Source organism: Streptomyces sp. NPDC088400 (assembly GCF_044753355.1).
Taxonomy (GTDB): Bacteria; Actinomycetota; Actinomycetes; order Streptomycetales; family Streptomycetaceae; genus Streptomyces.
The window spans coordinates 243,143-270,132 of the sequence record NZ_JBIVMZ010000007.1 but is presented as its reverse complement, the minus strand read 5'-3'; the positions used below and the strand labels follow the sequence as shown (position 1 = coordinate 270,132).

17 protein-coding genes are annotated in these 26,990 nt (G+C 71.5%); 15 read left to right on the top strand and 2 right to left on the bottom strand.

Going from position 1 to position 26,990, the window contains the following annotated elements; genetic code table 11:
* Window positions 1-44: 44 nt before the first annotated feature.
* The 5 genes from ACIQD6_RS19795 (at window position 45) to ACIQD6_RS19775 (ending at window position 4,270) form a co-directional block, all read left to right on the top strand.
* Entirely contained in the window at window positions 45-1,178 is a 1,134-nt protein-coding gene (locus tag ACIQD6_RS19795) for an ATP-binding protein (protein ID WP_401884219.1), read from the top strand.
* On the top strand, window positions 1,175-1,525 hold the full coding sequence (locus ACIQD6_RS19790; RefSeq protein ID WP_401884217.1) for a nucleotide pyrophosphohydrolase: 351 nt from the start codon (window positions 1,175-1,177) through the stop codon (window positions 1,523-1,525). The genes ACIQD6_RS19795 and ACIQD6_RS19790 overlap by 4 nt, the downstream gene beginning before the upstream one ends.
* A gap of 144 nt (window positions 1,526-1,669) precedes the next feature.
* Window positions 1,670-2,212: a DUF6099 family protein gene (locus tag ACIQD6_RS19785; protein WP_401884215.1), complete on the top strand. Its 543-nt coding sequence runs from the start codon at window positions 1,670-1,672 to the stop codon at window positions 2,210-2,212.
* 128 nt (window positions 2,213-2,340) lie between these two features.
* Window positions 2,341-3,243 carry a homocysteine S-methyltransferase gene (gene mmuM, locus ACIQD6_RS19780; protein ID WP_401884213.1) on the top strand — a complete coding sequence of 301 codons (903 nt, stop codon included), beginning with the start codon at window positions 2,341-2,343 and terminating at the stop codon, window positions 3,241-3,243.
* Window positions 3,244-3,826: 583 nt separating this feature from the next.
* Complete coding sequence (locus ACIQD6_RS19775) at window positions 3,827-4,270, top strand: nuclear transport factor 2 family protein (RefSeq protein WP_401884211.1); 444 nt, start codon at window positions 3,827-3,829, stop codon at window positions 4,268-4,270.
* A gap of 324 nt (window positions 4,271-4,594) precedes the next feature.
* Here ACIQD6_RS19775 and ACIQD6_RS19770 read toward each other — a convergent pair whose 3' ends face one another.
* Window positions 4,595-5,287 carry an SDR family NAD(P)-dependent oxidoreductase gene (locus ACIQD6_RS19770; RefSeq protein WP_401884209.1) on the bottom strand — a complete coding sequence of 231 codons (693 nt, stop codon included), beginning with the start codon at window positions 5,285-5,287 and terminating at the stop codon, window positions 4,595-4,597.
* Window positions 5,288-5,439: 152 nt separating this feature from the next.
* Complete coding sequence (locus ACIQD6_RS19765; protein WP_401884207.1) at window positions 5,440-6,273, bottom strand: helix-turn-helix transcriptional regulator; 834 nt, start codon at window positions 6,271-6,273, stop codon at window positions 5,440-5,442.
* 519 nt (window positions 6,274-6,792) lie between these two features.
* Here ACIQD6_RS19765 and ACIQD6_RS19760 point away from each other — a divergent pair.
* The 10 genes from ACIQD6_RS19760 to ACIQD6_RS19715 all read left to right on the top strand — a co-directional run bounded on the left by ACIQD6_RS19760 (window position 6,793) and on the right by ACIQD6_RS19715 (window position 26,980).
* Complete coding sequence (locus tag ACIQD6_RS19760) at window positions 6,793-7,524, top strand: Crp/Fnr family transcriptional regulator (protein WP_401884205.1); 732 nt, start codon at window positions 6,793-6,795, stop codon at window positions 7,522-7,524.
* Window positions 7,525-7,590: 66 nt separating this feature from the next.
* Window positions 7,591-8,568, top strand: coding sequence for a hypothetical protein (locus tag ACIQD6_RS19755; RefSeq protein ID WP_401884203.1), 978 nt, complete (start codon window positions 7,591-7,593; stop codon window positions 8,566-8,568).
* The gene (locus tag ACIQD6_RS19750) at window positions 8,565-10,952 is read left to right on the top strand and encodes a hypothetical protein (RefSeq protein ID WP_401884202.1); all 2,388 of its coding nucleotides are present in this window, start codon (window positions 8,565-8,567) and stop codon (window positions 10,950-10,952) included. Before ACIQD6_RS19755 ends, ACIQD6_RS19750 begins: the two co-directional genes overlap by 4 nt.
* Window positions 10,949-12,601, top strand: coding sequence for a hypothetical protein (locus ACIQD6_RS19745; RefSeq protein ID WP_401884200.1), 1,653 nt, complete (start codon window positions 10,949-10,951; stop codon window positions 12,599-12,601). The genes ACIQD6_RS19750 and ACIQD6_RS19745 overlap by 4 nt, the downstream gene beginning before the upstream one ends.
* Window positions 12,598-13,104, top strand: a complete 507-nt coding sequence (locus tag ACIQD6_RS19740) for a Pycsar system effector family protein (protein WP_401884199.1) — start codon at window positions 12,598-12,600, stop codon at window positions 13,102-13,104. The genes ACIQD6_RS19745 and ACIQD6_RS19740 overlap by 4 nt, the downstream gene beginning before the upstream one ends.
* Window positions 13,105-13,116: 12 nt before the next feature.
* Window positions 13,117-15,885, top strand: a complete 2,769-nt coding sequence (locus ACIQD6_RS19735) for a VWA domain-containing protein (protein WP_401884197.1) — start codon at window positions 13,117-13,119, stop codon at window positions 15,883-15,885.
* A gap of 49 nt (window positions 15,886-15,934) precedes the next feature.
* Window positions 15,935-19,585: a tubulin-like doman-containing protein gene (locus ACIQD6_RS19730; protein WP_401884196.1), complete on the top strand. Its 3,651-nt coding sequence runs from the start codon at window positions 15,935-15,937 to the stop codon at window positions 19,583-19,585.
* Window positions 19,582-22,302, top strand: a complete 2,721-nt coding sequence (locus tag ACIQD6_RS19725) for a hypothetical protein (RefSeq protein WP_401884194.1) — start codon at window positions 19,582-19,584, stop codon at window positions 22,300-22,302. Before ACIQD6_RS19730 ends, ACIQD6_RS19725 begins: the two co-directional genes overlap by 4 nt.
* Entirely contained in the window at window positions 22,299-24,455 is a 2,157-nt protein-coding gene (locus ACIQD6_RS19720; protein WP_401884192.1) for a hypothetical protein, read from the top strand. Before ACIQD6_RS19725 ends, ACIQD6_RS19720 begins: the two co-directional genes overlap by 4 nt.
* Complete coding sequence (locus ACIQD6_RS19715) at window positions 24,455-26,980, top strand: hypothetical protein (protein ID WP_401884191.1); 2,526 nt, start codon at window positions 24,455-24,457, stop codon at window positions 26,978-26,980. Before ACIQD6_RS19720 ends, ACIQD6_RS19715 begins: the two co-directional genes overlap by 1 nt.
* The last annotated feature ends 10 nt before the right edge of the window (window positions 26,981-26,990 follow it).

The window sequence follows — 26,990 nt, the reverse complement described above, 5'->3', positions numbered from 1 at the left end:
AGGCGGAACGGTTCGGCACCATTTGTGCCGCATACGGTCCGGCCATGGAAGCTACCCGCACCCGCCCCATCGTCACCGAACTGCGGCTCTCGGCCTTCACCTCGCACCGTGGAGCCGCCTTCCCGCTGGGCCCGATGACGCTCTTCACCGGGGCGAGCGGCAGCGGAAAGACCACGGCGCTGCGCGCGTACGAGTCCCTCGCCCGGCTCGGCGCGGGCGCCTCGCTCCGGGAGGTGTTCCCCGATCCGGTGGCCTGCGTTCCGGAACGGGCCGCGGCCGACGCGCAGGGGCGGCGCGGCTTCCGGATCGGCTGCACCGTGGACGGCCCGGCCGGCCCCGTACAGCTCGATCTCGCCGTCCAGGCCGAGCCCGAACTCCGTATCGTCGGCGAGCGGTTGACCGGCGGTGGGCAGACCCTGCTGACGACGGCGCTGCGCGACCCGGGGCGCTCCTCGGTACAGGCGGCCTGGCACACGGCGGGTGCGGCGCCCGTGACCCGCGCCCCGCTGCCCGACGACCGGCTGGGCACGGCACTGCTGCCGCTGCGTGTCGCGGGCCGGACGGAGGGGCAGCTGCGGGTGCTCGCCGCGGCCGAACAGACCGTGGTGGCGCTGCGATCCGTCTTCGCCTGCGATCCGCAGCCGCAGCTCATGCGGCGGCCGGTGGCCGCAGATCAGGGCTGGCTGCGGCGCGGCTGCGAGAATCTGGCGGCGGTGCTGGACCGTACGCGCGACCGGTGCGGGGCAAGCCATGACCGGCTGGCCGCGGCGGCGCGCGCCGGGTGCGCGGGGCCGGTGACGGAGCTGGCGGTCGAGCAGTTGGGCGACGGTACGGTACGGGCGCTGCCCGTCCGGGACGCCTCGGGGGTCAGGGCGGCGACTCCCGTGGACCGGCTCGGCGAGGGGGAGTTGAGGTATCTGGCGCTGGCGCTCGTGCTGCTCACCGGTCCCGGTGTGCCGGCGGGGGACCAGGCGGTGGAAGTGCCCGCGGCGCTGCGGTCGCTCACCGTCCTCGCGGACGGGTTCGACCGGAGCCTGGACCGGCGGCAGGCGCGGGAACTGCTGTTTCTGGCGGCGGCGGTCTGCGCGGAGGGGCCCCTCAGGCTGGTGGGGGCGGTCGGCGATGCCTCGTACGCGCGCGGAGCCGCCGGTGTCTCGGTGGTAGATCTGGACCCATGACGGAATTGGATGTAGCGGGACTGCAGCGCAGGCTGGCCGAGTTCGCGGCGGCACGGGACTGGGGGCAGTACCACACCCCCAAGAATCTGGCGGCGGCGCTGAGCGTCGAGGCCTCGGAACTGCTGGAGATCTTCCAGTGGTTGACGCCGGAGCAGTCGGCGCGGGTGATGGAGGACCCGGAATCCGCCCACCGGGTGGCCGATGAAGTCGCGGATGTCCTGGCGTATCTGCTCCAGTTCTGCGAGGTGCTGGGCATCGACGCGTTGGCCGCGCTCGCCGCCAAGGTGGACCGGAATGAGGTCCGATACCCGCCCAAGCCGTCTTCTGCGGAGCCTGAATCCCGGTGACTGTCACTCTTCGGAGTTGGCGAGTTATGCACAACGAGCCTGCTGTCCACAGATTTCCGCATTGCTCTGGCGTTTCTGCCGCCATTACCTCACTCTGGGTAGTGGAGCGAGTGGGCAGGATTGTCGTACGAACGGGGGCTGCGGATGGATGCGGAACGGCTCATCGGAGTGAGTCGGCATGCTCTGGCCGGCAGTGCCGACGCGCTGGAGGTCATCGCGGAGGCCTGGCAGGCACAGGCTCTCGCCCAGGCGATCGGCAACCAGTTGGCGCTGACCGGACCGAAAGAGCTGAAAGGCGCGGCGCGCGAGCTCGCCGAAGCGGGCGGGCGAGGGTGCGGATTACCGGATCAGCCGGGGCTGCGGACCGGCGGAGTACGGGGCGCCCAGCTCTCCGCGGTGCCGGACCCCGGAGCGGCTCTGGCAGGACTCGGAGTGCTGCTGGGCGAGGTGGGCATCGCGCTGGTCGCGGTGGCGTGTGACACGGACGAGGAGGCGTTGTACTGGCAGTGCATAGAGGCGATCGACGCCGCCGACGAGTCGAACGACCGGGTGGGCGGGATGCTGCGCCGGCTCGTGGCGATGGAGCGCGAGCGGGAACGGGAACGGGAGCGCGCACGGGAGCGTGAGCGCGAACGGGGGTGGGAGCGTGAGCGAGGGCGGGAGTGGGACGGCCCGTGGGTCCGCTGAGCGCGGTATCCGGATCCGCCGCGGTGCCGTCCGGCTCGCGGGATCACCCGCCGGGGCGGGCCACAGACCGGGAACACCGCGGAGGCATAGGCTCGACGTGGACCTCCTCCCCCAGTTCTGGAGCAACAGTGAAGCCCGCCCGTACACTCGCCGCCGTCCTCGCTGAGGGAACAGTCGTTCTCGACGGCGGTCTGTCCAACCAGCTCAAGGCCCAGGGCTGCGACCTGTCCGACGAACTCTGGTCGGCGAGGCTTCTCGTCGACGACCCCCGGCAGATCGAGGCCGCCCACGCCGCATACGTGCGGGCGGGCGCGCAGGTGCTCATCACCTCCAGCTACCAGGCGACCTTCGAGGGCTTCGCCCAGCGTGGTGTCGCACGGGACGAGGCGAGCGCCCTGCTGGGCCGGAGTGTGGAGCTGGCGCGCGCCGCCGGGGAGACCGGGGAGCGGGACGTGTGGGTGGCCGCCTCGGTCGGTCCGTACGGGGCGATGCTCGCGGACGGCAGCGAGTACCGGGGTCGGTACGGACTGTCGGTGGCGGAGCTGGAGCGTTTCCACCGGCCGAGGATCGAGGCCCTCGCCGCGGCCGGTCCCGATGTGCTCGCGCTGGAGACCGTGCCCGACGCCGACGAGGCGGAGGCGCTGCTGCGAGCCGCCGACGGTTGCGGGGTGCCGGTCTGGCTCTCGTACTCGATCGCGGGGGACCACACCCGGGCCGGGCAGCCGCTCGCCGACGCCTTCGCCCTGGCCGCCGGGAACGATTCCGTGATCGCCGTGGGGATCAACTGCTGTGAGCCGGGGGACACGGACCGTGCTGTGGAGATCGCCGCGTCGGTGACGGGCAAGCCTGTCGTCGTCTACCCGAACAGCGGCGAGGAGTGGGACGCGGTGGCGCGGGGCTGGCGCGGGGAGGCGGCGTTCGACGCGTCCAGGCTGCGCTCCTGGCAGGACGCGGGGGCACGGCTGGTCGGCGGGTGCTGCCGGGTCGGGCCCGGCGAGATCGCCGAGCTCAGCGCGCTGGCAGCGCGCTGACGGTGCCGCGCGGGCACTCGTGCATCTTGACCTTGCCTCTTGACCTCGCCCGAAGGTGAAGGCCGACACTCTTCGAGTGGCAGCCGCCGCGACGCTACGACACGGTGCTCTTCGTCTGGATGCTCGGTCCGCATCCGGCCCGTGGCCGGGAACTTCATCGGCGTTGCGGAACCGCCAACTGCCCCTGGCTCCGCCTGAGGAGACCAGGGTGGCCGACGCCAGGGCCGGACCGAGGGCTCTGCGGATGGCGTCCCTGCCGGTCATATTCCGTCGCGTATGTGCCGCGGCCCTAGGGTCTTTCGTTTGGATCAGGCCGGATCAGGGAGCGGGGTCTGGTGCCGTGGATCGCAAGGCGGAGGAGTGAGGCGACGCGGAGCGTCGTGGAGTGACGACAACGCGGCGAGGCGCGGTGCCAGGGCACGCGAGCCCGGCAAGATCCAAACGAGAGGCTCTAGGTGCGTTTCGAAGGTGGATCTTGATGATGCGCTTGTACTTCGGAGGTAATAGTCTCGGCCGGACTGTGCGGGCTAGGTTGGTGATCTCGCCGCGCGAGCAGGACGCGGACCATACGGAGGGGCCAATCATGTCCATAGCCACATCTGCGAACACACGGGCCGCGGCTGAGGAGTTACTGCGCATCATCGGTGAGGGTGACCCCGAGCGCATCGCCGAGTTGTACGCCGAGCGGGGCGATTGGAAGCTGAACTGGCCAGAGGCCGAGCACGGTCGTACTGCCACGCCCTGGATCCGTCATCGGTCCACCCGGGCCGACGCGGCCGCCCACTATCGCGAACTTGCCGAGCATCACGTGCCGGAGCAGGTGGCGACTGAGGTTGAGCGCATCCTCATCGACGGAAACGACGCGGTCGTGACCGGCAAGATTCGCCAGACCGCTCGGTCCACCGGACGTGCGTATCGCGCGCGGTTCGCTATGCACCTCACCTTCGAAGACGGCTTGGTCACCCGGCACCATATCTACGAGGACAGCCTCGCCGTTGCCCAGGCATTCGACACCGAAGACCAGTGAAAGCCACCAGGACGAGCATGAGGATGTTGGTCACAGCCTCTCGTTGATGGCTGTGACCAGTACGCCGGCGCCACGGCGTCGCCGTCGAACTCGCCCACCCGGCCGACGAACCGGTCAGGACCTGGGAGCGAGCCGTTGAGAAGCCCGTAGATCAAGGAACTCCTCCCGGACGGGGAGGATCGCGGCGAACTGGTCCCACAGGGGTTCGAGCGGGCAAGCCGGCAGCGCGGGCACGGCCGTCCTTCGTGATCACTGAGCGTAGAGATGACGAGCATGAGGTATGCGCAAGGCGGCGGGTCGACCGACTCTGGGCTCAGGGCAGCTTCACCACGGGAGGTTCCCGGATCGGCCGATGAACTGTCCCGTCGGCCCGTCCGGGCCGATCGTCGCGAGGGTCACGATGGACTCCGCGCCGTCGGCGACGCTGTGTCCGAGGCCGCCGGTGAAGTCGGTCGCGGTCTGCCCGGGGTCTGCGGCGTTGACCTTCACGTCCTTCAGTTCCTTGGCGTACTGCGTCGTGAGCATCGTGACCGCGGCCTTCGAGGCGCAGTAGAGGGGCAAGGCATACCGCGACTCGATCCGCGCAGGGTCCTGGGTCATACCGAAGGAGCCCATTCCGCTGGACACATTGACGATGACGGGGTTCGGCGACTTGCGCAGCAGCGGGAGGAAGGCGTGTGTGACGCGCACGATCCCGACGACGTTCACGTCGAGCACGGCGCTCACGTCGGTCGCGGTGTACTCCTCGACGGGGCCGACCTTGCCGAGGACGCCGGCGTTGTTGACCAGGACGTCGATCGTTCCCTCATGCGCGGCGACATCCGCGGCCGCGGCCTTGACCGAGGCGTCGTCGGTCACGTCGATCTGAACGAACCGGGCGCCGAGCGACTCGGCCGCGGCCCGGCCGCGCTCACGGTGGCGGGCACCGAGGAGGACGGTGTGCCCCGCCTCGACGAGGCGACGAGCGGTTTCAAAACCCAGGGATTTGTTGGCTCCGGTGATGAATGTGGTGGTCATGCTGGCTCCTCCTGGTCCGAACAGCACGGTCGTGCGCTGTTCACGCACTCCATGCTGGGTCCCCGGGAGGGTTGGCGGGAGCTACGAAACGTCCTGGTACCGCGCGTACCACCCAGCGGCCTGGTCCGCCGGACGAGGCGGAACGCGGGCCTTCACTTCTGCGGAGACATCCTCTGGACCCCAATGGCCGCAAGGAATTCGAGTTTGCCGCGGGCGTCGGTGCCTGGCTGCGGCGTGTACACCACGAGGCGGAGGTTCGTGTCCTGAGTGGTGAGGATGTCGGAGTTCATGGCGATGTCTCCGACATCCGGGTGCTGGACGAGTTTGTGCGCACTCTGGTGACCGCCCACCGCTCGGCGGTTCCACAACTCGCGGAACCGCGGGCTGAGGTTCAGCCTCGACAGCAACGCCGCGAGGTCGGGATCGTCGGGGTACCGGCTCGTCGTCGCGCGCAGGTCGGCGACGAGGGACTCCTCGAACGCCGCCCGCTCGGCCGCCGTCTGCCGGACCCGGGGCAGCTCACCCAGGAACTGCCAGACCAGGACGTTGCGATCTCCCGCACCGTGGACCGTGGGATCGCCGAACGTGGCCGCGAACAGCGGATTCCAGTGCAGCAACTGCCAGGTGGCGTCGTAGATCGCCAACGGGTTGCCGGCGAGCTGGTCCACGATCCGGTACAGGCTCCCCGGGATCATTCGCGGAACCCGGCACGGATCCGCTGCGTGACCTGCCATGCGCAAAAGGTGAGCATGCTCGTCGTCGGACAGGTGCAGGGCGCGAGCCAGGGCCGAGCAGACCTGCGCCGAAGGCGTCGCCACCCGTCCCTGCTCCAGCCGGACCACGTACTCGACCGAGATGCCGGCCAGCGTCGCCAGCTCCGCGCGTCGCAGACCGGGGACCCGACGGGGTGAGCCGTGTGCGAAGCCCACCGTCGCGGGATCCAGCCGGTCCCGCCACGCCCGCAGCGCGGCACCGAGTTGATCCATGCGCACCATCCTCCCGCACACCTCGCCCCGCTGGGTGGTACGCGCTGTACCACGAAGCTCCGTGAAGAAGCGATAGCTCTGGCGGTACGGGGCCTGCGGGCGTGCGCTCCCAGGCGTGGCGGCCGGGGCAGATTGGCCGACGGCCAATCGCTCCGGTGGGCCCGCGAAACGGTCGTCGGTGTCCTGGTGCTGGAATCGGAACTGTTGGGTCCCCGCCGCTGACCTGCTGTTTCTTCCGGGCGTCCGGCGCCGCTCCGGCTGCGGGGTGCCGCCTGGCCCGGGGTGGTGGGTCAAGGTCACCGAAAAACAAGGGACGATTCGGCCGTTCCGGCGGTAACAGGAGGGCCGGAGGAGCATCATGGTCGTGTTGACGAGGTTGTGACGAGCCCTTACCGTTTTCTCCCCACCGCGTGATGGATCGTCAAAATCCCTTGATCAACGGGGAGTTGGTACAGGGGGAACGCGCCGCACAGACGGCGGTCCTTTCGCCGGCCGGGATGAGCCGCACGGGGGTGGCGCATGAGTCTTTTCGAACGTAATCGTTCGTTTCTTGACGCTCTCACGCCACACGACCGCTCCGCGCTGCTCGCCCTGGGGACTCGGCGTACCTACCTGCCGGGCGAACTGATGCTCAGGGAACGGGACACGACCACCTTCGTCCTGGCCCTCCGCTCCGGCTGGTCCGTCGTCTCCGTCGACACCGACCGGGGCGCCCGCCTCATCCTGGCTCTGCGTGGCGCGGGTGAGGTGATCGGTGACATGGCGGCCTTCGACCAAGGGCCGCGCAGTGCCACCGTGACCGCACTCGGCCAGGTCGAGGCGACCGTCGTGTCAGGGGAGCGATTCCGTAGCTTTCTCGCCGCTCGTCCGCACGCCACCTCGTTGATCATGCGCCAGTTCAGCGCCCGGCTGCGCAGTTCCGACGTCGAACGCCGCTCGCTGGCCTCCAGCTCCGTACTACAGCGTCTCGCCGCGCGGCTGGTGGAGCTGACCGAGCGCGTCGGCCGGGTCGGCAGCGAGGGCACGTCGGTCGAACTGCCGTTGCCCCAGCACGATCTGGCGGCGGCGATCGGTGCCACCAGGGAAGCCGTCGCCAAAGCACTGCGCCTGCTGCGGGAACAGGACGTCGTGCGTACCGGAAACCGACAACTGCTCGTTACGGACATACAGGTGCTGCGTCTCCTCGCCGAAGGACAGGCGGCGCAGCCATCGCGTGGGGGACGGCCGGAGAAAACTCCTCCGACTGTGTAAACGACTACATCGCCGCTCGTGACAGGCGGCCAGGCTTGACCTGTCACCACGGCACAGGGGGACTCGGTGAACAGTGTGGGAGCAGTCAGCAGACTGGTGGTATTCGGCGACGCCTGCGGTTCGGGCACGCTGGGGATGGAAGCCAAGAAGCGCATGCGGGACGCCCTGTACGGGGCGTTCGGCGAGGCGTACGGCTCGGTGGGGGTCGAGCTGGACCGTATCCACCAGGAGGACCGGGGGGACGGCATCCTCACCGCTCTCGATCCGGGCACGCCTCCGACCCTGATGGTCGGACGCTGGCTGGAGACCCTGTACCAGTGCCTTCGTGAGCACAACTGGAGCAGTGCCGACCGGCTGCGCCTGCGGGTCGGGATGAATCTGGGACCTGTGTTCGACGACGGCAGAGGGCTGGTGGGCAGGGCTGTCGACCTTGCCTGCCGGCTCTGTGACAGCCCCACCGCCAAGCAGATCATGGTGGACGCGCCCGGCGCGGATCTGCTGCTGGTCGTGTCCGACTGGCTGTACGCCAATGTGGTGGCGGAGGGCGGGCGTTATGTGGAGCCCGAGCACTACCGGAGCGCTCATGTCCGGTTCAAGGAGACGGACGAGACCGCCTGGTTCCACATCCCGCGGTTATCCGCGCCTCCTGTCCCACGGCTTTCCGAGCCGTCGGTTTCGGGGGGCACGGCGCGGCACAAGACCGGCGGTGGGCCGACATTGGGGGACGGCCCACCGCCACCTGAGCCCGGACCGGTGAAAGGCCCACTGAACGGCCCACGGTTACCTGAGCCCGGATCGGGGGACCATCCGCAGTCGTCCGGCGTCGGACGGACGATCAATGCCCAGGGCGACCTGCAGTACTTCGAGGGCAACGTGATCCACGGGGGATTCACCGGATTCAGCAAGGGATCCGAGCGCCGAACCGAGCGATCTGATGGAACCGAGCGATCTGATCGATCCGAGCGATCTGATCGAACCGACCGTTCCGATCTGCCCGACCGTTCCGATCGCACCACCGGCACGGAGTCCGGTGACGGCGCATGAGCGACCTTGACGAGGCTCCGGCCGCTCCCGAGGCGCCGAACGAGGAGCCCAAACCGGCGCAGCCGAACAAGCCGGCGCAGGGCAGCAAACAGGGCCAGGGCAGTAAACAGGGCCAGGGCAACAGACCGTCACACGGCAGCAAGCCGTCACAGTCGTCGGGGGACGGCCAGGGGGACAGCCCGGAACAGCCCGAGGCCAATCCGTTCGACCACGCGGGGCGCAACCCGCTTGAGGCCGTAGGCGGCACCGGCGGTTCCGGTAACGCGCACGCCGCCCGCCGTACGTTCGCGGCCGGCCACCCGGGACGGACCGTCAACTTCGGTGCGGACGGCCAGTACTTCGAAGGCTCCACCTTCATCAGCCAGTTCGGCGTCGCCGGTGGCCATGTCATGGTCCAGGGTCCCGTCCACGCCGAGGAACTGGCGCGGCTCGGCGCCATCTACTGCGAGGCCGCCGGCTACCGGCGGATGAAGGAACACCTGCGCGAGCGCGGACTGCTGGTGCTGTGCGGGGAACACAACAGCGGGCGTACGGCGACGGCCCTCGCCCTGCTCTCCGAACTGGCGGAGAACCGGGTGATCCGGCTCGACCCCAGCAGCAAGGTCCACGAGATCACCGGGATCAGCGAGGGGCACGGCCATCTCCTGGAGATCGAGGCCGACGACGGCGGATGGCAGGAGACGGAGCATGTCAACGGCCGCAGCCGTACCCGGGTCCGCAGCGCCGCACTGACCGAACTGCATCTCGACGGTTTCAGGAGCCGGCTCGTCGCGGCGAACGCCTTCGGCGTGGTGCTGGTGGAGAGCGGTGATCTGGCGGACCGGCTGCTGCGCGGACGGTACGGAATGGTCTGCCCGCCCCCTCCCTCGGAGGACGTACTCCTGCGTCACCTCCGGGTGGCGCTCAAGGACGAGCCCCGGAGCGCCCTCGAAGAGGCCCTGGACCTGGCCGCCCGGCCGGACGTGAAAGCCGCCCTCGGCCTGGACGAACTGCGTCCGGGCGAGGCCGCGCGGCTCGCCGACCGTCTCGCGCTGCGTCAGAAGGGGGAGTTGACGGAGGAGCGGTTGCTGGAGGACTGCTCGACCTTCGTCGGCGCGCAGGCCCGGTCCTGGTTCGCCGGGGCGGACCGCCCCGGCACACTTCCCGAGGCCCTGCCGACGCTCAGCGCCTCCGCGTTCCGGATCGCCGTCGCGGTGTTCAACGGTTCGCCCTACAGCCTCACCGCCGAGGCCGGCGAGCAGCTGGCCTGGGAGCTGGCGGTGACCCTCGACCCCGGGACGCCCGTGGGCCGCCGGCTGTTCGGCACGCACGCGGAGGCCCGGCCGGTCGCCGCCCGGTCCGTGCTCAAGGACGGTGAACTCGACCTCGGGGACGCCCAGGTACCGGTGCGGGCCATCCACTTCCAGGGGGAGGCGCTGGCCACCGCCGTACTGCGTGAGGTGTGGCACGGACACCACAACACCCGTGGCCCGCTGGTCCGCTGGCTGCGGGCCCTGTGCGACGACGCGCGGCCCGTGCTGTGGGTACGGGCCTCCATCGCGGCGGGCGTGCTGTGTTCCTGGGACCTCGCCTACGGAGCCGATGAACTGGTCCTCCCCATGGCGACGGCCGACAGCCCCGTCCAGCGGATGTCGGCCGCGACCGCGCTGGCCGAGGCCTCGCGGGAGCCGTCCGTACAGCCGGCCGTGCGCAGCATCCTCAAGGGGTGGGCGGGCAGCGCCAACGACGAACTGCGGATCACCGCGGTCCTGGCCCACGGATACGGGATGGCGGCCGGTTCCGTCTCCGCCTCGCTCGACGCACTGGGCAAATCGGTGCGCGTGGACGATGACGACGAGGACGACGACCGTACGATCCTGCTGTCCGAGGCCTCGTTCAGTGTGACGCGGCTGCTGGCGGGACCCGATCCGGCGACCGTTGTACACCGCCTCGAAGGCTGGCTGAGGGTGGGCCGGCGGGAGTCCGCCGACCTGGCGTTGCTGGCCGTGATCCGGGCGCTCAGGACACGTACCACCTTCCTGTGGGGCCTCCAGGACGTGCCCGAACTCGAAGGGCAGAGCGACCGGATGCTCGTCGTCGCCCTGCTGAAGGCCAGGCCCGAGCTGGCCGGGGAGCTGGCGGCCCTGGTGCGGCGCGCGCTGTCGACCGCCCGCTCCGGTGAGGTGACACAGGACGCGCTGGCCGCACTGCTGCGCGCGGTGGCCGGTGACGAGGAGCAACGGGACCTCGCCTGCGGCTTCCTGGTCCGGCTGGCCCGGGAGCGCAGGGACCGCGACCGGCTGCGCCATCTGCTGGCGCGGCTGGTCAGGGACCCCGACGAACCACTGGACAGGACCGCCGCCCGCGCGATGTGGGACGCGGTGGGAGAAGGAGCCGAGGCATGAGTCCGTCACCGCAGTACGGAGAGCGGCGCGGGCGGGATGAGGATTCGTTCCGGCCGCGGGATGAGCATGACCGGGACGAGGAGTCGTTCCGGTCGCCGGAGCGCGACGGCCGCGACAACGGCCCGTTCCGGCCGAGGGAAGCGCGCGAGCGGGACGAGGAGCAGCCCCCGCCGAGGCAGCAGCAGGGCCGGGTTCAGGACCCGCTCCGGTCCCGCGGCCGGTACGAGGAGTCGGTCCGCCCGAGGGCCCAACGCGGGCGGGACGAGGAACTGTTCCAGCCCCGCGACCCGGGCGGGCCGGGGGACAACCCGCTGGACACGCGGGTCGAGCAGTACAACGAGAGCCCGGTGGGGCCGTTGGTACGGGAACGCCGGCCGCCCTACCGCCGCGAGAGCGGCCAGATCGTCGCCGTACTGCTGTACTCGAACGGTGGGCACAGCGTGGTGTGGCCGAACCGCCGCGAGGACCACGGCAAGCCGATGCTGCGCCAGCCGTTCACGGTCTTCGAGGTGCTGCTGGGGCGGAACGTGACCTCGTTCGACCTGGCCCTGCCCGCCGCGGGCGACGCGCAGTTCTTCGAGGCGCGGGTGGAGTGCCACTGGGAGGTCGAAGATCCCTACGCCGTCGTCGACAAGCGGGTCTGGGACGTGCGCGAACTGCTGCACGGCGAACTCCTCCTCGAATTGCGCCAGGTTTCCCGGCGTTTCCGGCTGACCGACGCGCAGCGGGCCGACGAAGCGGTCCAGGAGGAGCTGCGCAAGGGCCGGATCGAGCTGGGCCGGGACCTCGGTCTGCGCCTCACGATCCATGTGTTCATCGATCTGAGCGACGCCGTCAGGAGACGGAAGAGCGAGCGCGACGAGATCGACTTCGACATGACCAAGAACGAGGCACAGGCGGAGGCGGACCTGCGCAGGGAGGCACTGGAACGCCGGCTGGTACGGGAGCGGGCGGCCGAGCTGGAATCGGTGCTCCGCCGGGGTGAGGAGGCCGAAATCATCAACCTCATGGCGAAGAACCCCGACAAGGAGTGGGAGATCCGCAGCGCGATCCGGGAGGAGAAGCGCGAGGGGCAGGCGGACTTCCTCAATCTCTTCAACCGGCTGCTCGACACGGGGCATCTCGAACGCCATGACGTCGGTGACCAGATGTACGAGATGTTGCGGATGCTGCGGGAGAGCGGTGGAGCGGTGATCGGAGGGGTCACGGACCAGTTGCTCCTCGGGCAGCCGCAGCGCCGGGAGTTGGAGGAGGGACCCGGCTCGGGGGAACGGCGAGGGTACGGCCGCGGTGACCGGGATCGAGACCGAGACCGCGACCGCGACAGTGGCTGGGACAGGGACCGGGAGAGGGGCGGTGATCGCGGCGGGGGCCGCGGCCGTGCCGAGGACCGTGACCGTGACTGGGATCAGGATCGGGATCGGGATCGGGATCGAGGACGTGATCGGGACCGGGCCCCCGAGCCCCAGCGGCCCCCGTGGGACGACGAGCCCCGGGTCTACCGGCCGACGCGGGTCGAGTCCGCCGCGGAACGGGACCGTAACGACCGCCGGGACCGCGAGGAGGATCGCGACCGCGGGGACGAGCGGGGCGGCTCACGGCGCGCCGCCAGGCCGAGCTCCGACTTCGACGACTGGGGTGACGAATGAGCACAGCGACCACGGGTGCCGGCCTGTCCGAGCCCAGCGCCAGCGATCTCCGGTACGTGGCCGAGAGCCTGGTCACGACGGTCCGCGAGGACATAGCCAGGGCCGACACGAAGGCGGCGATACTGATCTCCGGGGCCATAGCCTTCTGTGCCGTCACGTTCTCCAAGGACGGACTGCCCCAGCCTCTGCCGCCGTTGACGCTGGCCCTTCTGACCATCGGCGGACTCCTCTGTGTGGCCGGACTGCTGATGCTGATCTCGGTGGTCCTGCCGCGCACCCGGATCGGCGCGGACGCCACCTTTCTGCGCGATCTCGCGACCGGCGCCCCGTCCGAGGCGTTGAGGGCCCGGCTCACCGCGTCCGGCGAGGACGTCGTGGGCTGGCTGCTGACCCAAGCGACCGTGCACGCCGCCGTGCTGGCCGCCAAGTACCGATGGCTGCGCCTGGGCGGCACCGCGCTGATGCTCGGCGCGGTGCTGATCCTGCTGAGCGAGTTGTGGTGAGAGACGATGCACATGAGAAGTAACCAGAGAAGCCAGAGAAACCTGCGGCACCCCATAAGCCGGAGCCGCCCCGTAAGTGGGGAGCGCGGGAGAAGCGCTCCGCGCACGACGGCGCTGGCCGGCGTACTGCTGGCCCTGGTCAGCACGTTCGCGGCGACGGGCGCGGGCCCCGGCAGCGCCGCCAGGGCGCCGGGCGACACCCGGGCCGTCAGTGAGGGCGCCGACCCCATCGACTTCGTCGTGCTGGTCGACCAGTCGAAGAGCCTCTCCGACAAGGACCTGTCCCGCGAGGTGGAGGCCGCCGCGCTGCTCAGCCAGGGGGAGATCTCGGAGCGGTCGCGGGCAGCGGTCATCGGGTTCAGCAGCTCGGAGAAGAACGGCCAGTCAGAAGTACGTGAGGTGTGCGAGCTGACGGTGGTCGACAAGAGCGGACGGGAGCATCTGAGCGACTGCGTCAAGCAGTTGTCCCGCCGCGACTCCACGTCCATGGGGCCGGGCACCGACTTCCCGGCCGCCCTGCGCCAGGCGCTGACCCGGCTGAAGGAGGGGGGCCGTCCCGGCACGCCCAAGGTGATCTTCCTGCTCACCGACGGCAAGCTCGACGTACGGGACAGCCCGCAGTACGGAGCCGACCCGACGAGCCGCCAGAAGGAGGCGGCCGAACAGCTGACCGAGGAGCTGAGCCGGGCCCGCAAGGAGTCCGTACAGATCTGGCCGCTCGGTTTCGGCGGCGAGATCGACCGGGCCGCGCTCACCGAGATGGCCGCCGGCGGATTCCGTAACGGCTGCTCCTATCTGGCGTCCGCCACCCCGCACATGCAGGTGCTCGACAGCTCGGCGGAGATCGACAAGGTGCTCCAGAAGACCTTCGCCGCCGCGCGCTGCGCCCAGGTGGTCCAGGGGTCGGTCGGCAAGCCGCCCGCCGATCTGAAAGTAAAGATTCCCAAGATCGCCACCGACGGCTCCATCACGGTCAGCAAACACGACCCCAAGGTGACCGCGACCTACTACGACCCGCGCGGCAAGAAGGTCCCCACGCATGGGCCGTTCGACGGGTCGACCTTCGAGGTCACCGGCCAGGACGGTCCGGTCGAGGCGCTGCGGGTGAAGAACCCGCGCCCCGGGACATGGCGTGTCCATCTGGAGGCACCGGAAGGGCACCAAGGCCGGGAGGTCGCCGTACGGGCCATCTGGCAAGGCAAGTTGCGTTCGTCCGTCCGGCTCACTCCCACGTCGCCGCGCCCCGGCGAACAGGCCGTGGTCGAGGTGCGCATGCAGACCCGGCGCGGGGTCGTCATCGACGATCCGGCCCTGCTGAAGGGGATCAAGGTCGCCGCCCGGCTCTCCGGCAGCGGCTTCGACGCGTTGACCGTGCCGCTCTCGGACAACGGCAAGGCGCCGGACGCGCGTGCCGGGGATGTCATGTTCAGCGGGAAGCTGACCGTACCGGACACGGCCACAGGGGATCTGGCGCTGACGGCCGAGATGACCGCGCCCGGGGTCACGGGCGATCACCGGCCGCTGAACGCGCGCGTCACATCGGGTACGCCGCCGGTCACGGCCGAACTGTCCGTCGAGCGGGGGAACGCGCACCCCGGTGACGTGGTGAAGGGCACCGTGGCCATCAAGAACACGGGCGACGAGGCGCGCAGGCTGCGGCTGGCTCTCGCCGACCAAGCGGCTGGATCCGGGCTGCGGATCAGCCCCGCCACGGTCGAGGTGGCGCCTGGTGAGGACAAGAACGTCGGTTTCGGCATCACTCTCGGTTCCAAGATCGCTCCAGGCGAGGTCGGCGCCCGCGTCACGGTCGCCGATCTGGACGACGACGGGCGTGTCCTGGACAACACCTTCATCGGCGTTGTGGTGGAACCGGTACCCACCTGGTGGGAGCAGTGGTGGGGCGCCGTCGTGGCGGGGGCCGCAGTGCTGCTCGCCCTCGCCGTGTTCACGGTCGTACAGCTCGGGGCGAGGCGGCGCAGGCGCGATCTGGCCGGTGTACGGCTGGAGTTGCGCGGCGAAGGGGTCGGTTCCGACGAGCTGACCGTACGGCAGGGACAGACACCCGGCGGCGACTTCCACTTCGTGGTGGACCGGTCGCGGGGCGCGGCGCCTTCGCTCCAGCGCGGGGGACCGGCCGCGGCCGCCACGCACCGGCTGCGGCGCACCTCCGGCGGGGAGTTCCTGCTCCGGCCGCACCAGGGCAGGGAGCGGACGCTGCGGCCGGGGGAGGCCGCGTCTCTGGGCGACGGGCTGGAGATCGTCGTTCACGACCGGCGTACGGCCGGCCGGCCGGGCCGCCGCGACCGGGACGGAGGTCGGGACGTCGGTCGAGACGGAGGTCGGGACGGAGGTCGGGACCGGACCGGTGACGACCGGAGCCGCTCGCGGACCGGTCGCCGTACGGCCTCGTCCGACCGTGACGGACGGGGTGACGGACGACGGAGCGCGCGCGGTGAGGGACGGCGTGATGGACGCGGTGAGGGACGGGGCCGGGGCGACGGACGGCCCGAGGATCGGAGCGCGGACCGGCGTGAGGACCGGCGTGAAGACCGGAGCGACGGACGCGTCCGCCCCGGGAACGACGACCGGCGGGGGGACCAGCGCGAAGACCGGCGCGGAGACCAGCGGGGGGAGCGGCGGCGCGAGTCGGATTCGCCGCGCACCTCGGACGGTACGTCCGGCCGTCCCCCACGCGCCCGGCGCCAGAGCGACGACGGCGGCTCCCCGCCGAACACGGGGGAGCAGACCGCCGGTTCACGACCGTTCGACCCGAATTTCTGAGTGACGACGGGCCGTCGTCACGTCGGCGGCGGCCCCAACGGGAGACGACATGAAGATCTACCAGCCCATGCTGTTCGTCGGTCTGGGCGGCACAGGGGGCAAAATCGGCGCCGAGCTGGAGCGGGATCTGCGCCGGGAGTTGTGCGGTCCGGACGGCACCAAGCTGGTGTCGGACGGCCGGCGTGCCCCTTTCCAGCTTCCGGACTGCCTCCAGTTCGTGTACGCCGACTTCAGCGAGGCGGAGCTGGAGCGGCTGCCGCATCTCAGTGCCAAGGGCACCGAGGCCGCCGCGTACGCCCGTACCTCACGGGTCATCCACGATCTGCTGCCCGCCAACTACGACAGCTCGCCCGAGGTGACCCGCATGCTGCGGGTCGCCCTGCACGACGAGACGAAGGGGTGGCTGCCGCCCCACGACCGGCAGCCTCGGGTGGCGCCGCTGCACAACGGTGCCGGTCAGCTGCCCACCGTCGGCCGGGCCGCGCTCTTCGCCACCTTGCGCAGTGGGCTGGAGCCGGTCCTGCGGCAGTTGCGCGCGGCGATCGGCACGATCAGCCAATCGGCCGGTGATCTGCGGGAGATGGGCGGAGGGCAGATCCGGGGCTGCGACGTGTTCGTGGCGTTCTCCGTGGCGGGCGGTACGGGCGCGGGCATCTTCTACGACTTCATGCATCTGATCGGGCACGAGTTCCGTAAGTCCAAGGTGCCCGGGGTGAAGATCTATCCGCTGGTGGTGATGCCCTCGGCGTTCCCGCCGGAGGCGGGCGGCGGCCGGGAGGCGGAACTGAACTCCGCGCGGGCGCTGGTGGATCTCTCCCGGCTGGTGGACGACCAGAACGTGCCCGACGCACAGGCCGACTTCGGGGATGTCGAGCAGCAGGGCTCGCTCGGCGTGCGCTATCCGGGGCAGGGCCTCGTGGCGCTGCGGCCGTCCACCGTACAGACCGCGTTCCTGTTCAGCCGGCCCTCCGGCATCAGGCCGGAGGACCTGCGCCGGTCGATCACCGCGATGGTGATGTCCCTGACCGGCACGGAGCTGGGGGACGAGAACCCCGCGGGCCGTACGGACGGCGACCACCAGTCGTTCGCCGCGAGCTTCGTCAACAAGAGTGTGGAGCGCTCCACCCCGTCCCGTTCCGGGATCGGGTACCGGGGCATGTCCACCAGCCTGGCGGCCTCCCTGACGGTGCCGGTGGACGACCTCGCGGAGATCGTGGCCGGGCGGCTGCTCGCGCAGGCCGTACGGAGCATGACCGAGGACGCCCGGCGTGCCGACGACAACGGCACCGAGCTGGTCAGGGACATGTTCGAACGGTCCGGTATCGGGCGGCTGTGGAACAGGGACGCGCCGGAAGTGGATCTGCCCGACCCGCTGCCCAAGGGCACCAAGGCGATCGGCCAGGCGCTGCGCGACCGGCTCGGCGACATGGAGGACGGGCTGAGCCGGCTCGACCGGGAGCTGGACCGGGAGGTCCCCAGGCTGGTGGAGGACTTCAGGCCGGGCAGCGGCGTGCGCGAACTGCTGGGCCTGATCGGCCCGTTCCGGCTGGAGCGGGTGCTGGCCGGGCTGCCCGGACACCCGCAGCGGCCGGCCGAGGTCGGGTTCGCCGGGATGCTCGACAACCGTAAGAACGACCCGGAGCGGCCGGAGGGCGTCGAGCCGTCCGCCCCGCCGATTCCCCGGATCAGGCGCAGTGTGGCCGGCATGGTCCCGGCCCGCTGGGGCGACCCCGACGTCCAGGACGCGCTGGACGAACAGGACGCCTGGTACCGCTGGCGCGCCAACCGCCAGTGGCACCGCGCCTGGAAGGACCACGAGTCGCGCTGGCGCCCGCCGCTGGTGCGCGGTTCGAAGGAGATCGCGGAGCTGGTACGGGCGCTGCGCGCGCACGAGGAGGACGAGCGCAAGCTGTTCGCCGAGCGCCGCAAGGAGCTCTACCGGGAGGACCGCACCGGTGTCTCCTACCTGCTGCCCCCGCAGAACAACCTCCCGGCCTTCTACGACGACGTCTTCGACCGGCTGGCCCAGCACGAGAGCCTGCCCGAGAACACGGACGCCGCCGGACTGCTCGCCCGGCTGATCCAGCCGGACGACTGGCAGCGCGCCCTCGACGCCGTACGCCGCTCCCCGCGCGCCGCCGTCAAGGAGGTCAAGCAGGTCGTCGAGCGGCGCGTCAAGGCGCTGTTCGGTGAGGAAGGTGTGCTGGACGACCGGCCGCTGCTGCCCTCCCTGGGCGTACTGCTGCGCGCGGCGGCCGGGGACGAGGACGCGGAGGCCACCGTCGACAGCCGCTGGCTGGAGCAGTTCCGCTCCCAACTGGCCGGCCTGCTGCCCGTCGGCTTCACGCCCGACGGCAGCGGCCCGCTGAAGGTCCTGATCGTGCACCCGCAGAGCGAGGCCGACGGCCGGGCCGCCCGGTATCTGGAGCACCAGCTCAACCTGCCGCGCGATCCGGGCACCGCGCCGGAGTTCCGGGCCGTGGAGGCCGAGGCCATCACGGTCGTGCTGTTCCGCAGCGGGATGAGTCTCACCGATGTGTCCGAGGTCCGGCAGGCGCTGCGGCTCTGGGCGGAGGCGCGCGACGCGTCCGGCGGCGAGGACTTCCTGCACTGGAGACAGCGCCTCGGCTACCGCGACGACTGGCTGGCCAGTACGGAGGACGACCGGCGGCGCATCCTGCACCGCGTCCTGAGCGCGATGTGGAACGGCCGGGTCGACACGCAGGGGGATCCCGCCTCGCCCGATCTGATCCGGATCAGGCTCCAGGACGGCGATTCCGCCACGATGACGCTGCGGCTGGAGTCGTTCGACGACAACGTGTCCAGCTGGGCCGGGCTGTTGCGGGCGTACGAGCAGTGGGCCCTGCTGGACGAGGGGCAGATCATCGAGGACTTCTGCGACCGGCTGATGCGGACCCAGCCCGCCGGGCTCTCCACCACGCCCACCGCTCCGGATCCGCTCTTCCGGATGCTGGTGCACGAGGTGGCGCCGCGCCAACTGGAGCTGCTCGACGAGTTGTCCGGGCAGTTCACCGCGGAGGACGAGGAGTGGCTCGTACCACTGCGGCACTTCTGGGAGGAGACCTTCAACGGGGCGCTCGACCTGCGTTTCCCGGGAGCGTCGCGGCCCACCCGGCCCACGCTGCGCGCGCTCGACCAGCGGCACACGCAGGGACCGGGGGCCGCCGCCCCTCGTGCGAACGGTCACCATCGCGCGGCTCCTTCGGCGGAACAGGAGCCGCGATGGACGCGCGGGTCGCGCGGGCCTTCAGGGGGACGTGGGTCCTCCGGGTCTTCAGAGACGCGCGGGTCCTCCGGGGTACGCAGGCCCGCCGGTGAGCGTGAGTACGTGGAGCCACGTGAGTACGCGGAGCCGCAGGAGACCCTTGATCCGCGTGAGTCCTTCGAGCCGCGTGAGCCCTCCGTGCCGTCCCAGGGAGCCGACCCCTGGGACAACGGCCGTTGGGGCGAAGGCAACGGGGACGCCAGGAACAGGGACGCCAGGAACAGGGACGACAGGAGTAGGGACGACAGGAACACGGGCCAGACGGACGACAGCGACGACAGGGACCGCAGAGACCGCAGGAACAGGGACGACGGCGGCTGGGGCGACGGAGACGAGGACGACAACGGTTGGGGCGACGGCGATTGGAGCGACGCGACCAAGCGTGACGGCGGACAGGGGGGAACCCGGTCGTGATCTGGGACCACCGACACTCCACCGGGGTGGTCTGCCTCGATCTGCGCCACCGCGGCGACCCGGCGGCCGAGCGTGACGACCTTACGGACGTCGTGACCGAAGCACTGGCGCGGACGCGGGCGTCCGAGGCCCGGCGTTTCCTCGTCCTTGACGACGCCACTGAACTGGCCGCGCATCAACTCCTGTACGAGCGGCTCTACTCGTATGGACCCGCCCGGCTGCTGTGCCTGGCCGTCGACGGACAGGACGAGGGGAAACTGCTGCGGCCGCTCGCCCTGGGGCCGCCGACCGCGGGGGTGCTCTGGATCCCCGAGGCCTTTGCCGGAGCCGGACCTGGTGTCGGACCTGGTCCGGGAGCCAGCCCCGGAGCCGGCCTCGGAGCCGGCCCCGGACCCGGGTCGCACGAGGGCCACGCGCCGCGGGCCTCCGAGGCGGAGACCGACGAGGCCCTGCGCCCCCTGGTCGAACTCCTCGCGGAGCCCTCGGTCTTCGACGCGGTCCTCGGCGAGCTGAAACACGTCCTGCACGGCGTCGCGGTGCCGGCCGTCCGGGTGCTGGAGCACGACCTGACGGAGGAGGCCAGGACCCGTGCCTGGCGGCAGGCCCTGGAACAGCTGATCGGCCAGGAGATCTCCACCCCCGCGCTGGTCACCGAGGGGTCACCGGGCGCCGGTTCGGGGAGCGGCGACGCCGTCCCCGCCCAACTGGCGCCCCTGATCGGGCACGCGCTGCCCAGAAGCCTGGAGGGCCGCTCCTGGCTGGTGCCCGGCGGACCGGCCGAGAAGCGGCAGCGGGACTGCGACCGGGCACTGCGGGACGCGGAGGAGGGATACGAGCAAGTACGCCGCGCCACCGGCCTGTTCCGGCCCAGGAGCCGGTCTGTCGACCTGCCCGAACGGCTGGAGCGGCTCGCCGACGAACTCGGTGACTACCGCGACACCATCGCGGGGGCCCTGAGCGACGGCGGCGGCGACCGGCTCCGTCCGGAGCAGCGCGCCCGCCTGCTCAAACGGGGCATCGATCTGCCGGAGATCCCCGAGGCCTCGCGCGGCACGGTCGGCCCGGGGCTGCGCACGTACACCGAACGGCTGATCGCGTACGGGCTCCCGCTGCGCTCGGTGGCCGCCCGGCTGGGCGCGCTCTCGGATCTGTCCGCCCCGGCTGGCAGTGCGGCGAGGCTCGCCCGGCTCGACGAGATCTGTTCCCCCCGGCGGCTGCGGGAGCTGGCCTCGCCCGTCCGCTTCGCGCTCAAGGGCTCGCTCTTCGTCCATGCGGCACCGGTGTTCCTGCTGGCCCTCGTGGCCGGGCTGTGGCCGGTGCTCGGCTGGGCGCTGGGGCCGCTGACCGGTCTCGCCGCAGCGGGCGCGACGCTGTTCATGCTGCGGCGCAGGCCCAATCGTTCGTACGACGGCAGACTGGACGGCGGTGGCAGCACCCCGTCCGGCGTCCGGCTGCTCGCCGGCCTGACGGGTGGCGTACTGGGCGGTCTGGCCGGGCAGTTGCTGGGCCTCCCGCCCTGGGCCGGGGCGACCGCGCTGTGCGTGGCCCTCGCCGCCCTGGTCCTGCTCGTACTGCGTGACTGGACGGCGGCCGTCGACCTGTGGTGGTCACGGACGGACGGCGAGTGGGCCGCACGTGCTCTCGCGGACATCGACGACCTGCTGGCCGAAACGGCCGTCCACGACTGGCTGTTCGCCGACGCCCGCTACCACTGCTCGGACGGCGCCCGCGCGGTCGCCCGGCTCGTACGGAACCTGGCCGAGACCGCGGAGGAGCGGCTCGGTGCCGCCGTCCCCGAAGGGATCGGCGCCTGGGAGTCCGAGGCGGCCGTGCCCGCCGCCGGTCCGGTCGGCGGGGAGCCCTGGGACGCGGGCCGGAGCGAGGCCGAGCCCTGGAGCTGGGAGACCTGGGGCGACAGCGCCGCCGACGACGACTGGGCCGGAAGCATGACGCCGGCCGAACCGACCCGGGCTGCTGAACCGACCTGGGCTGCTGAACCGACCCGGGCAGCAGAGGAGCCGGCGGGCGACGAGGCGCGGTGGTACGAGTCGACCGCCCCGCCCGAACAGACCGCGACAGCCCTGGAGTACGACGTGACAGCGGGTTCCTGGCCGTCCGCTCCACCCGCCGACCCGCCCTGGCTGGAACGCGAGCGCGGAGACGGCGGCCCCGCCCTCGCCGGAACACTCCTCGGCGACCTCGCCGACGGAGTCTCGGGCATCCTCGCCACCCGCTGGGCCACCGTGGAGAACAATCCGGCGGAGGCAGGCCGGGCCTCCTTGCGCGCACCCATGACCGAGGTGCTCGAAGAGGAACACGCCGGGCTGCTGCGCAACGGCGCCACCTCACCGCCGCGCTTCGCCCGCGATCCCGGACAGCGCCCGGGGGCCGCCGAGTTGCTCGGTGTCTCCGCCGACCGGGTCGGGCAACTGCTCGGTCCGGACGGCGGCGCGGACGCCGACGAGGCCGTGCCGCTGTGCGCGGCGGGGCACCGCCGGATGCTGTCCAAGGACCCGGCGGCGATACGGCAGATCAGGTTCGCCCCGGAGGCGATGCGCCGGGGCACCGAAGCGGATCTGCCGCAGGACGGCTGGCATGCCACGGGCGAGGACGTCGTCTGGACACCGGGCGGGCGGCACGCGGGCGTACTGCGTCTGGTGCCGCTGCGCGGGGAGATCGTCCTGACCGTCCGGGGGGATCAAGGGGAAGGATCATGACCTCAGTTGACGCGGGAGCCTCGGGCCCCGCAGGTGATGACGGTGCGGGACTCCACGGCGACCCGCCGGAGCTCGGATTCGTCACACACGGCGGCGAAGCCGTCCGTATCGCCGCGCGGTGGCACGGGGACCGGCCGGCGCCGGAGTCGGCGCCGCTGCTGGCCCGCGCGGTGACACTCGGCGAAGGCTGGCGCGTCCTCCAGTACCGGCTGCCACTCGCGGCCCAGGGCGACCCCGCCGCGTACGCGTCGCTGGAGCGCCAGGTGAGCGCGGGTGTCGCGGTGGAGCGGCGGTACGGCTCCGAGCGGTACGGCGAGGTGTTCACCCGCCTGGTCGGCTTCGACCTGGAGGCGTCGGAGCCCTTCGTCCTCTACCGCGTCCCGGACGGCGAGCCGATCGAGCGGCGCCGGGGGACGCTGACCGTCGCCGAACAGCAACAGGTGATCGCCCAACTCGTACTCGCCGTAAGGCTGCTGGCCGAGGTGGGGCTGGTGCACCGGGCGATCTCCCCGGGGACCGTCCGGTGGGACGGGACCCACGTACGGCTGGCCGAGCCGTACGGCGCGCTGCGCGCGGGCGAGCCCCGGGAAGCGTACGGCGCCGCCCCCTGGGCATCGCCCGAGCAGCGGCAGGGCGTGGGGATCACCGACCACCGCGACGATCTGTGGTCCGTCGCCCAGCTCGTCTACTTCCTGCTGTCAGGCCGCCAGGGCCCCGGATCGGAACCGCCCGCCGACCTCGGTGAGTTCCGCCGGATGGCCGCCCTCCACGAGGGCGGGGTGTTCGCCCCGCTTGCCGAACAGCGCCCCGCCGCGACCGAGTTGATGCGGCTGCTCAATGTCGGCGACCCGCTCGCCCATGCGACCACCGGAGCCGATCCGCTCAGCCGGGCACGCGCGGAGTTCGACGCCCAACGCGCCAAGAAACGCGAGGAGACGGGCTGGGACCGGCAGGCGTGGGAGGCGTGGGACGAGCCGGGCTACGAGTATCCGCCACCCCGGCGCGGCCTGCGCTCCTGGCTCAGCAGAGGCGCGGCCCCGGCCCCGGTCCCGCCCGCCGTGCGTGAGACCGTCGCCGAGCCCCCGCCGCCGGTCCGGCGGCCCACTCTCTGCCCGCACTGCCTGCTGCCGGTCGCGTTCGACGACACCCGGCTGGTCACCCTCGACTCCAAGAAGGTGGCCAAGCCGCTGGACCTCAGCACGGAACACCGTCCGATGCACCGTCAGGACGCGCTCCGGCAGGCCTACCAGATCTGCCCGCACGCGCCCGCGACGGCGCAGCACTACCTGCCCGTCCCGTATCTCACCAACGGTGAGCCGCTCACCATCGCGCTCGTGGGCAGCTCGGCGGCGGGAAAGACCCATCTGCTCGCGGCCATGCTGGGCGAGATCGAGCAGGGCGGCCTCGAACCGTACGGACTCAAATGCCTGCCCCTCAACCCCGACACCCACCGCGAGTTCCTGCGGGAGAGGGTCCAGCGCCTGCACCGGGGCAAGGTGCTCGAACGCACCGGCCAGGCGTCCTTCGCCCACTTCACCGACGGACTGCTGGTCACCGGACCCGGCGGGACCCGGCCCGTCGTCTTCTTCGACCTCGCGGGCGAGGACCTCGCGGAAAACGGTGAGGTGGCCGGCTTCCTCATGGGCATCGGCGCGTTCGTCTTCGTACTCGATCCACTGCGGGCGCTGCGCCTGCCCGCGCTCGACCCGGTGCGCGCGCGGACCAGGCTCCAGCAACGGGACCTGGGGGACGAGGCGTTCACCACCGTACTCAACCGGGTGCCGCGGCCCGGCTCCTACATCGAGGCGCCGGCCGCGGTCGCGCTGAACAAGAGCGATCTCCTCCGCTTCGATCCGTCGGTCGACCGCTGGCTCGGCCGGGCCCTGCCGACGGAGCTGGACGAGCGGACCTTCCGCGAGGAGAGCCGCGACGCGTACGCGTTCGCCGCGCACCACGGCAGCCCCGCCTGGCTGAAGCCGTTCGACGACTGCGCGCGCTGCACGCTGCACTTCGTCGCGGCGACCGGCGCCCAGGAGCGGGGCGGCCTCTATCCGCACGGTGTCAGGCCACGTCGGGTCCTGGCACCGCTGTTGTCGATCTTCGCCATGTGCGGGCTCCTCTCCGGAGCGAATCTGAGTGAGGTGGGGACCTGATGGCCCGTCATGAGGAGCTGCTGGACCAGATCGTCTTCCGCTGGGAGGCCGACAACAGCATGGGCACCACCGGGTTCGGCCCGGTCGCCTGGTCGAACGGCCGGGACACGGCCGAGACCGTCTTCCGCCATGTCGCGCCGCTGCTGCGCACCACGGCCGCCGAGACGGTCCCGGCCCTGATCAGGCTGGAGAGCAAGGGGCGCGTCCTGCTGATCCACCGCGCCGCCCTGCCCGACCCGGACGGGCAGCCGAGCACCGTGTGCCACGCGCTGACCGGGGCGTCCGCCACCCTGGACGCCGAGACCTGCCTGGGGCTGCACGCCTGGTCGTGGGAGAACGGCGGGCTGCGGCTCGGCGAGGTGCGCGGCGGCCTGGAACAGGTGCGGACGGCGGCGGTGCTGGAGTCGGCCGAGGAGGGACGGCGCGCGCTGGTGCTCGGACTGCCGGCGCTGGAGGAGACCCTGAAGTCGGTGGCCGCCGAGGTGCTCCGGCGGCCGGGACAGAAATTCACCGTGCTGGACCGGCAGGGCGGCGAGGCCGCGCACCGGGTGCTGTGGGGGCTGTACGGGATCTTCCGGGGGCTCATTCCCAGCGGCTGGACGTTCGCCACCCACGACACGATCGAGGAACGGACGATCCGCTTCGTCTTCGTGCGGAGCTGGGCGGGACCGGTGCCGCAGAACACCGAGCGGACCCGGACGGACCCCGGGGAGCGGCTGGGGGACCGGGCGGAGGAGGTGGCCGGCTGGCTGGTCGACCACTATCTGCGCGGGGTCGAGCAGGGGGAGGAAGGGGAGTTCAGCGTCTCGGAGGCGCTGACGGCCGCCGCGAGCCGCCGGTCGCACCACCGCGACGGGGGCGCGCTGCTGGATATGGCGGAGGAGGCCGTGTACAGCCTGCGCGGCCGGCCCCGCAGGCTGTACACGCCGGAATCCGGGCGGCCGGAGCCGGTGCGGGACGAGCCGACTGGAGGGGAGACGTTTCGGGGCGAGTCCTTACGGGGCGACTCCGCGAGATCGGATTCTGTACGACCGGATTCTGTACGGCCGGACTCTGGACGAGCAGATTCCGTACGGGCCGAGTCGTCCTGGTCGGAGCCGCCACGTGCCGAGCCACCGCACACGGAGCCGGTTCGCAGCGAGCCGCCGCGCACGGAGCCCGTACGCAGCGAACCGGTACGTGCAGAGCCGCCGCGCACCGAGCCCGTGCACAGCGAACCCGTACGCAGTGACCCCGTACGCCGTGACTCCGTACGCGGCGAACCGGTACGGACCGACCCGATCCGGTCGGAACCGCCGCGTGCCGAGCCGCCGCCCCGGGTCCCGTCCCCGTCTCCGTCCCCGTCCGTGGCGTCTCCGCGGCCGTCCGTGTCACCTCCGCCGTCCAGCCCTCCCGCTCTCCGGCGGGTCGTTCCCGAGTGGCCGTCGTCCGCCGGGTCGGTCGGCCTGATCGCCCGCCGCCGCCTGCGGCGCGGGACGGTCGGCTACGAGAAGCTCGTGGCCGTGCTGCGCACTCTGGAGGAACCGAACGCCGTACAGAAGAATGTCGTCCGCACGCTGCGCGTCAGCTCCAACAGAGATCTGATCCAGGTCCTGCGGGAGGGCGGCCTGCACTACGCGGCGGTCACGCTGATCCTTAAGGAGACCGCCGCGCGGTACGGCGAGTGGGGCAAGGGGCTGCGGCTGGGCCTGTGCTTCGCGGTGCTGGACAGGAAGCTGTTCGTGGCGGGTCGGCGGTGGCCGGCGTCCGAGACCCGGGCGCCCAGCGAGGAGACCCAGGCCGCCAACGCCGCCGCGCTCTACCAGTGGGTCGTACGTCCGCAGGCGTCACGCGATTCGCTGGTCAGCGGGCGGCTGACGGCCTTGCTGCCCGAGTTGAACAGTGGCCCGGACGCGACGGGCCGGGCGGCGGTCCAGCAGATCCTGGAGGCGGAGAACGGCCCGGGGATCCGGGACGAGGTCTGGCTGGCGCTTCTCAGGGCCGAGCGCCGCGACCGTACCCGGCAACAGCCGGAGATCGTCCACGAGCCGTCTCCCGACCACGCCCCCTCCCGTGACGGCCGCGCGCTGCGTGACCACGCCCCTCTGGGGTCCTACGAGCCGCCCGGGATGTACGAGCAACCGCGTTCCTACGCGGAGCCACGGTCTTACGAGGCACCCTCGTCGTACGACAAGTCCTCGTCGTACGAACAGCCGTCGCTGTACGACCAGTCCTCGTCGTACGAGTCGCACCGCGCCGACGAGCCGTCCCGGTCGCACGAGTCGTCCCGTACCCACGAGCCACCCCGGTCGTACGAGTCAACTCCCGCACGGGGGCTGCCCCGGGGGTACGAGCCCCGTCCGGAACGGTCCGCCCCCGTGCCCCCCGTACCCACCGTGCCCCCGTCCCCGCCCGGTCCCGTCTCCGGGAGCGTCGATGGTGACGAGCGTCCGTCCAGGATTCAGGACGGGCGGCTCATCGTCCTCACCCTGGGGGTCATCCTGGGGCTGGCGATCGTCGGACTGGTGGTGGTGCTGGCGATGTGATCGCGTCACG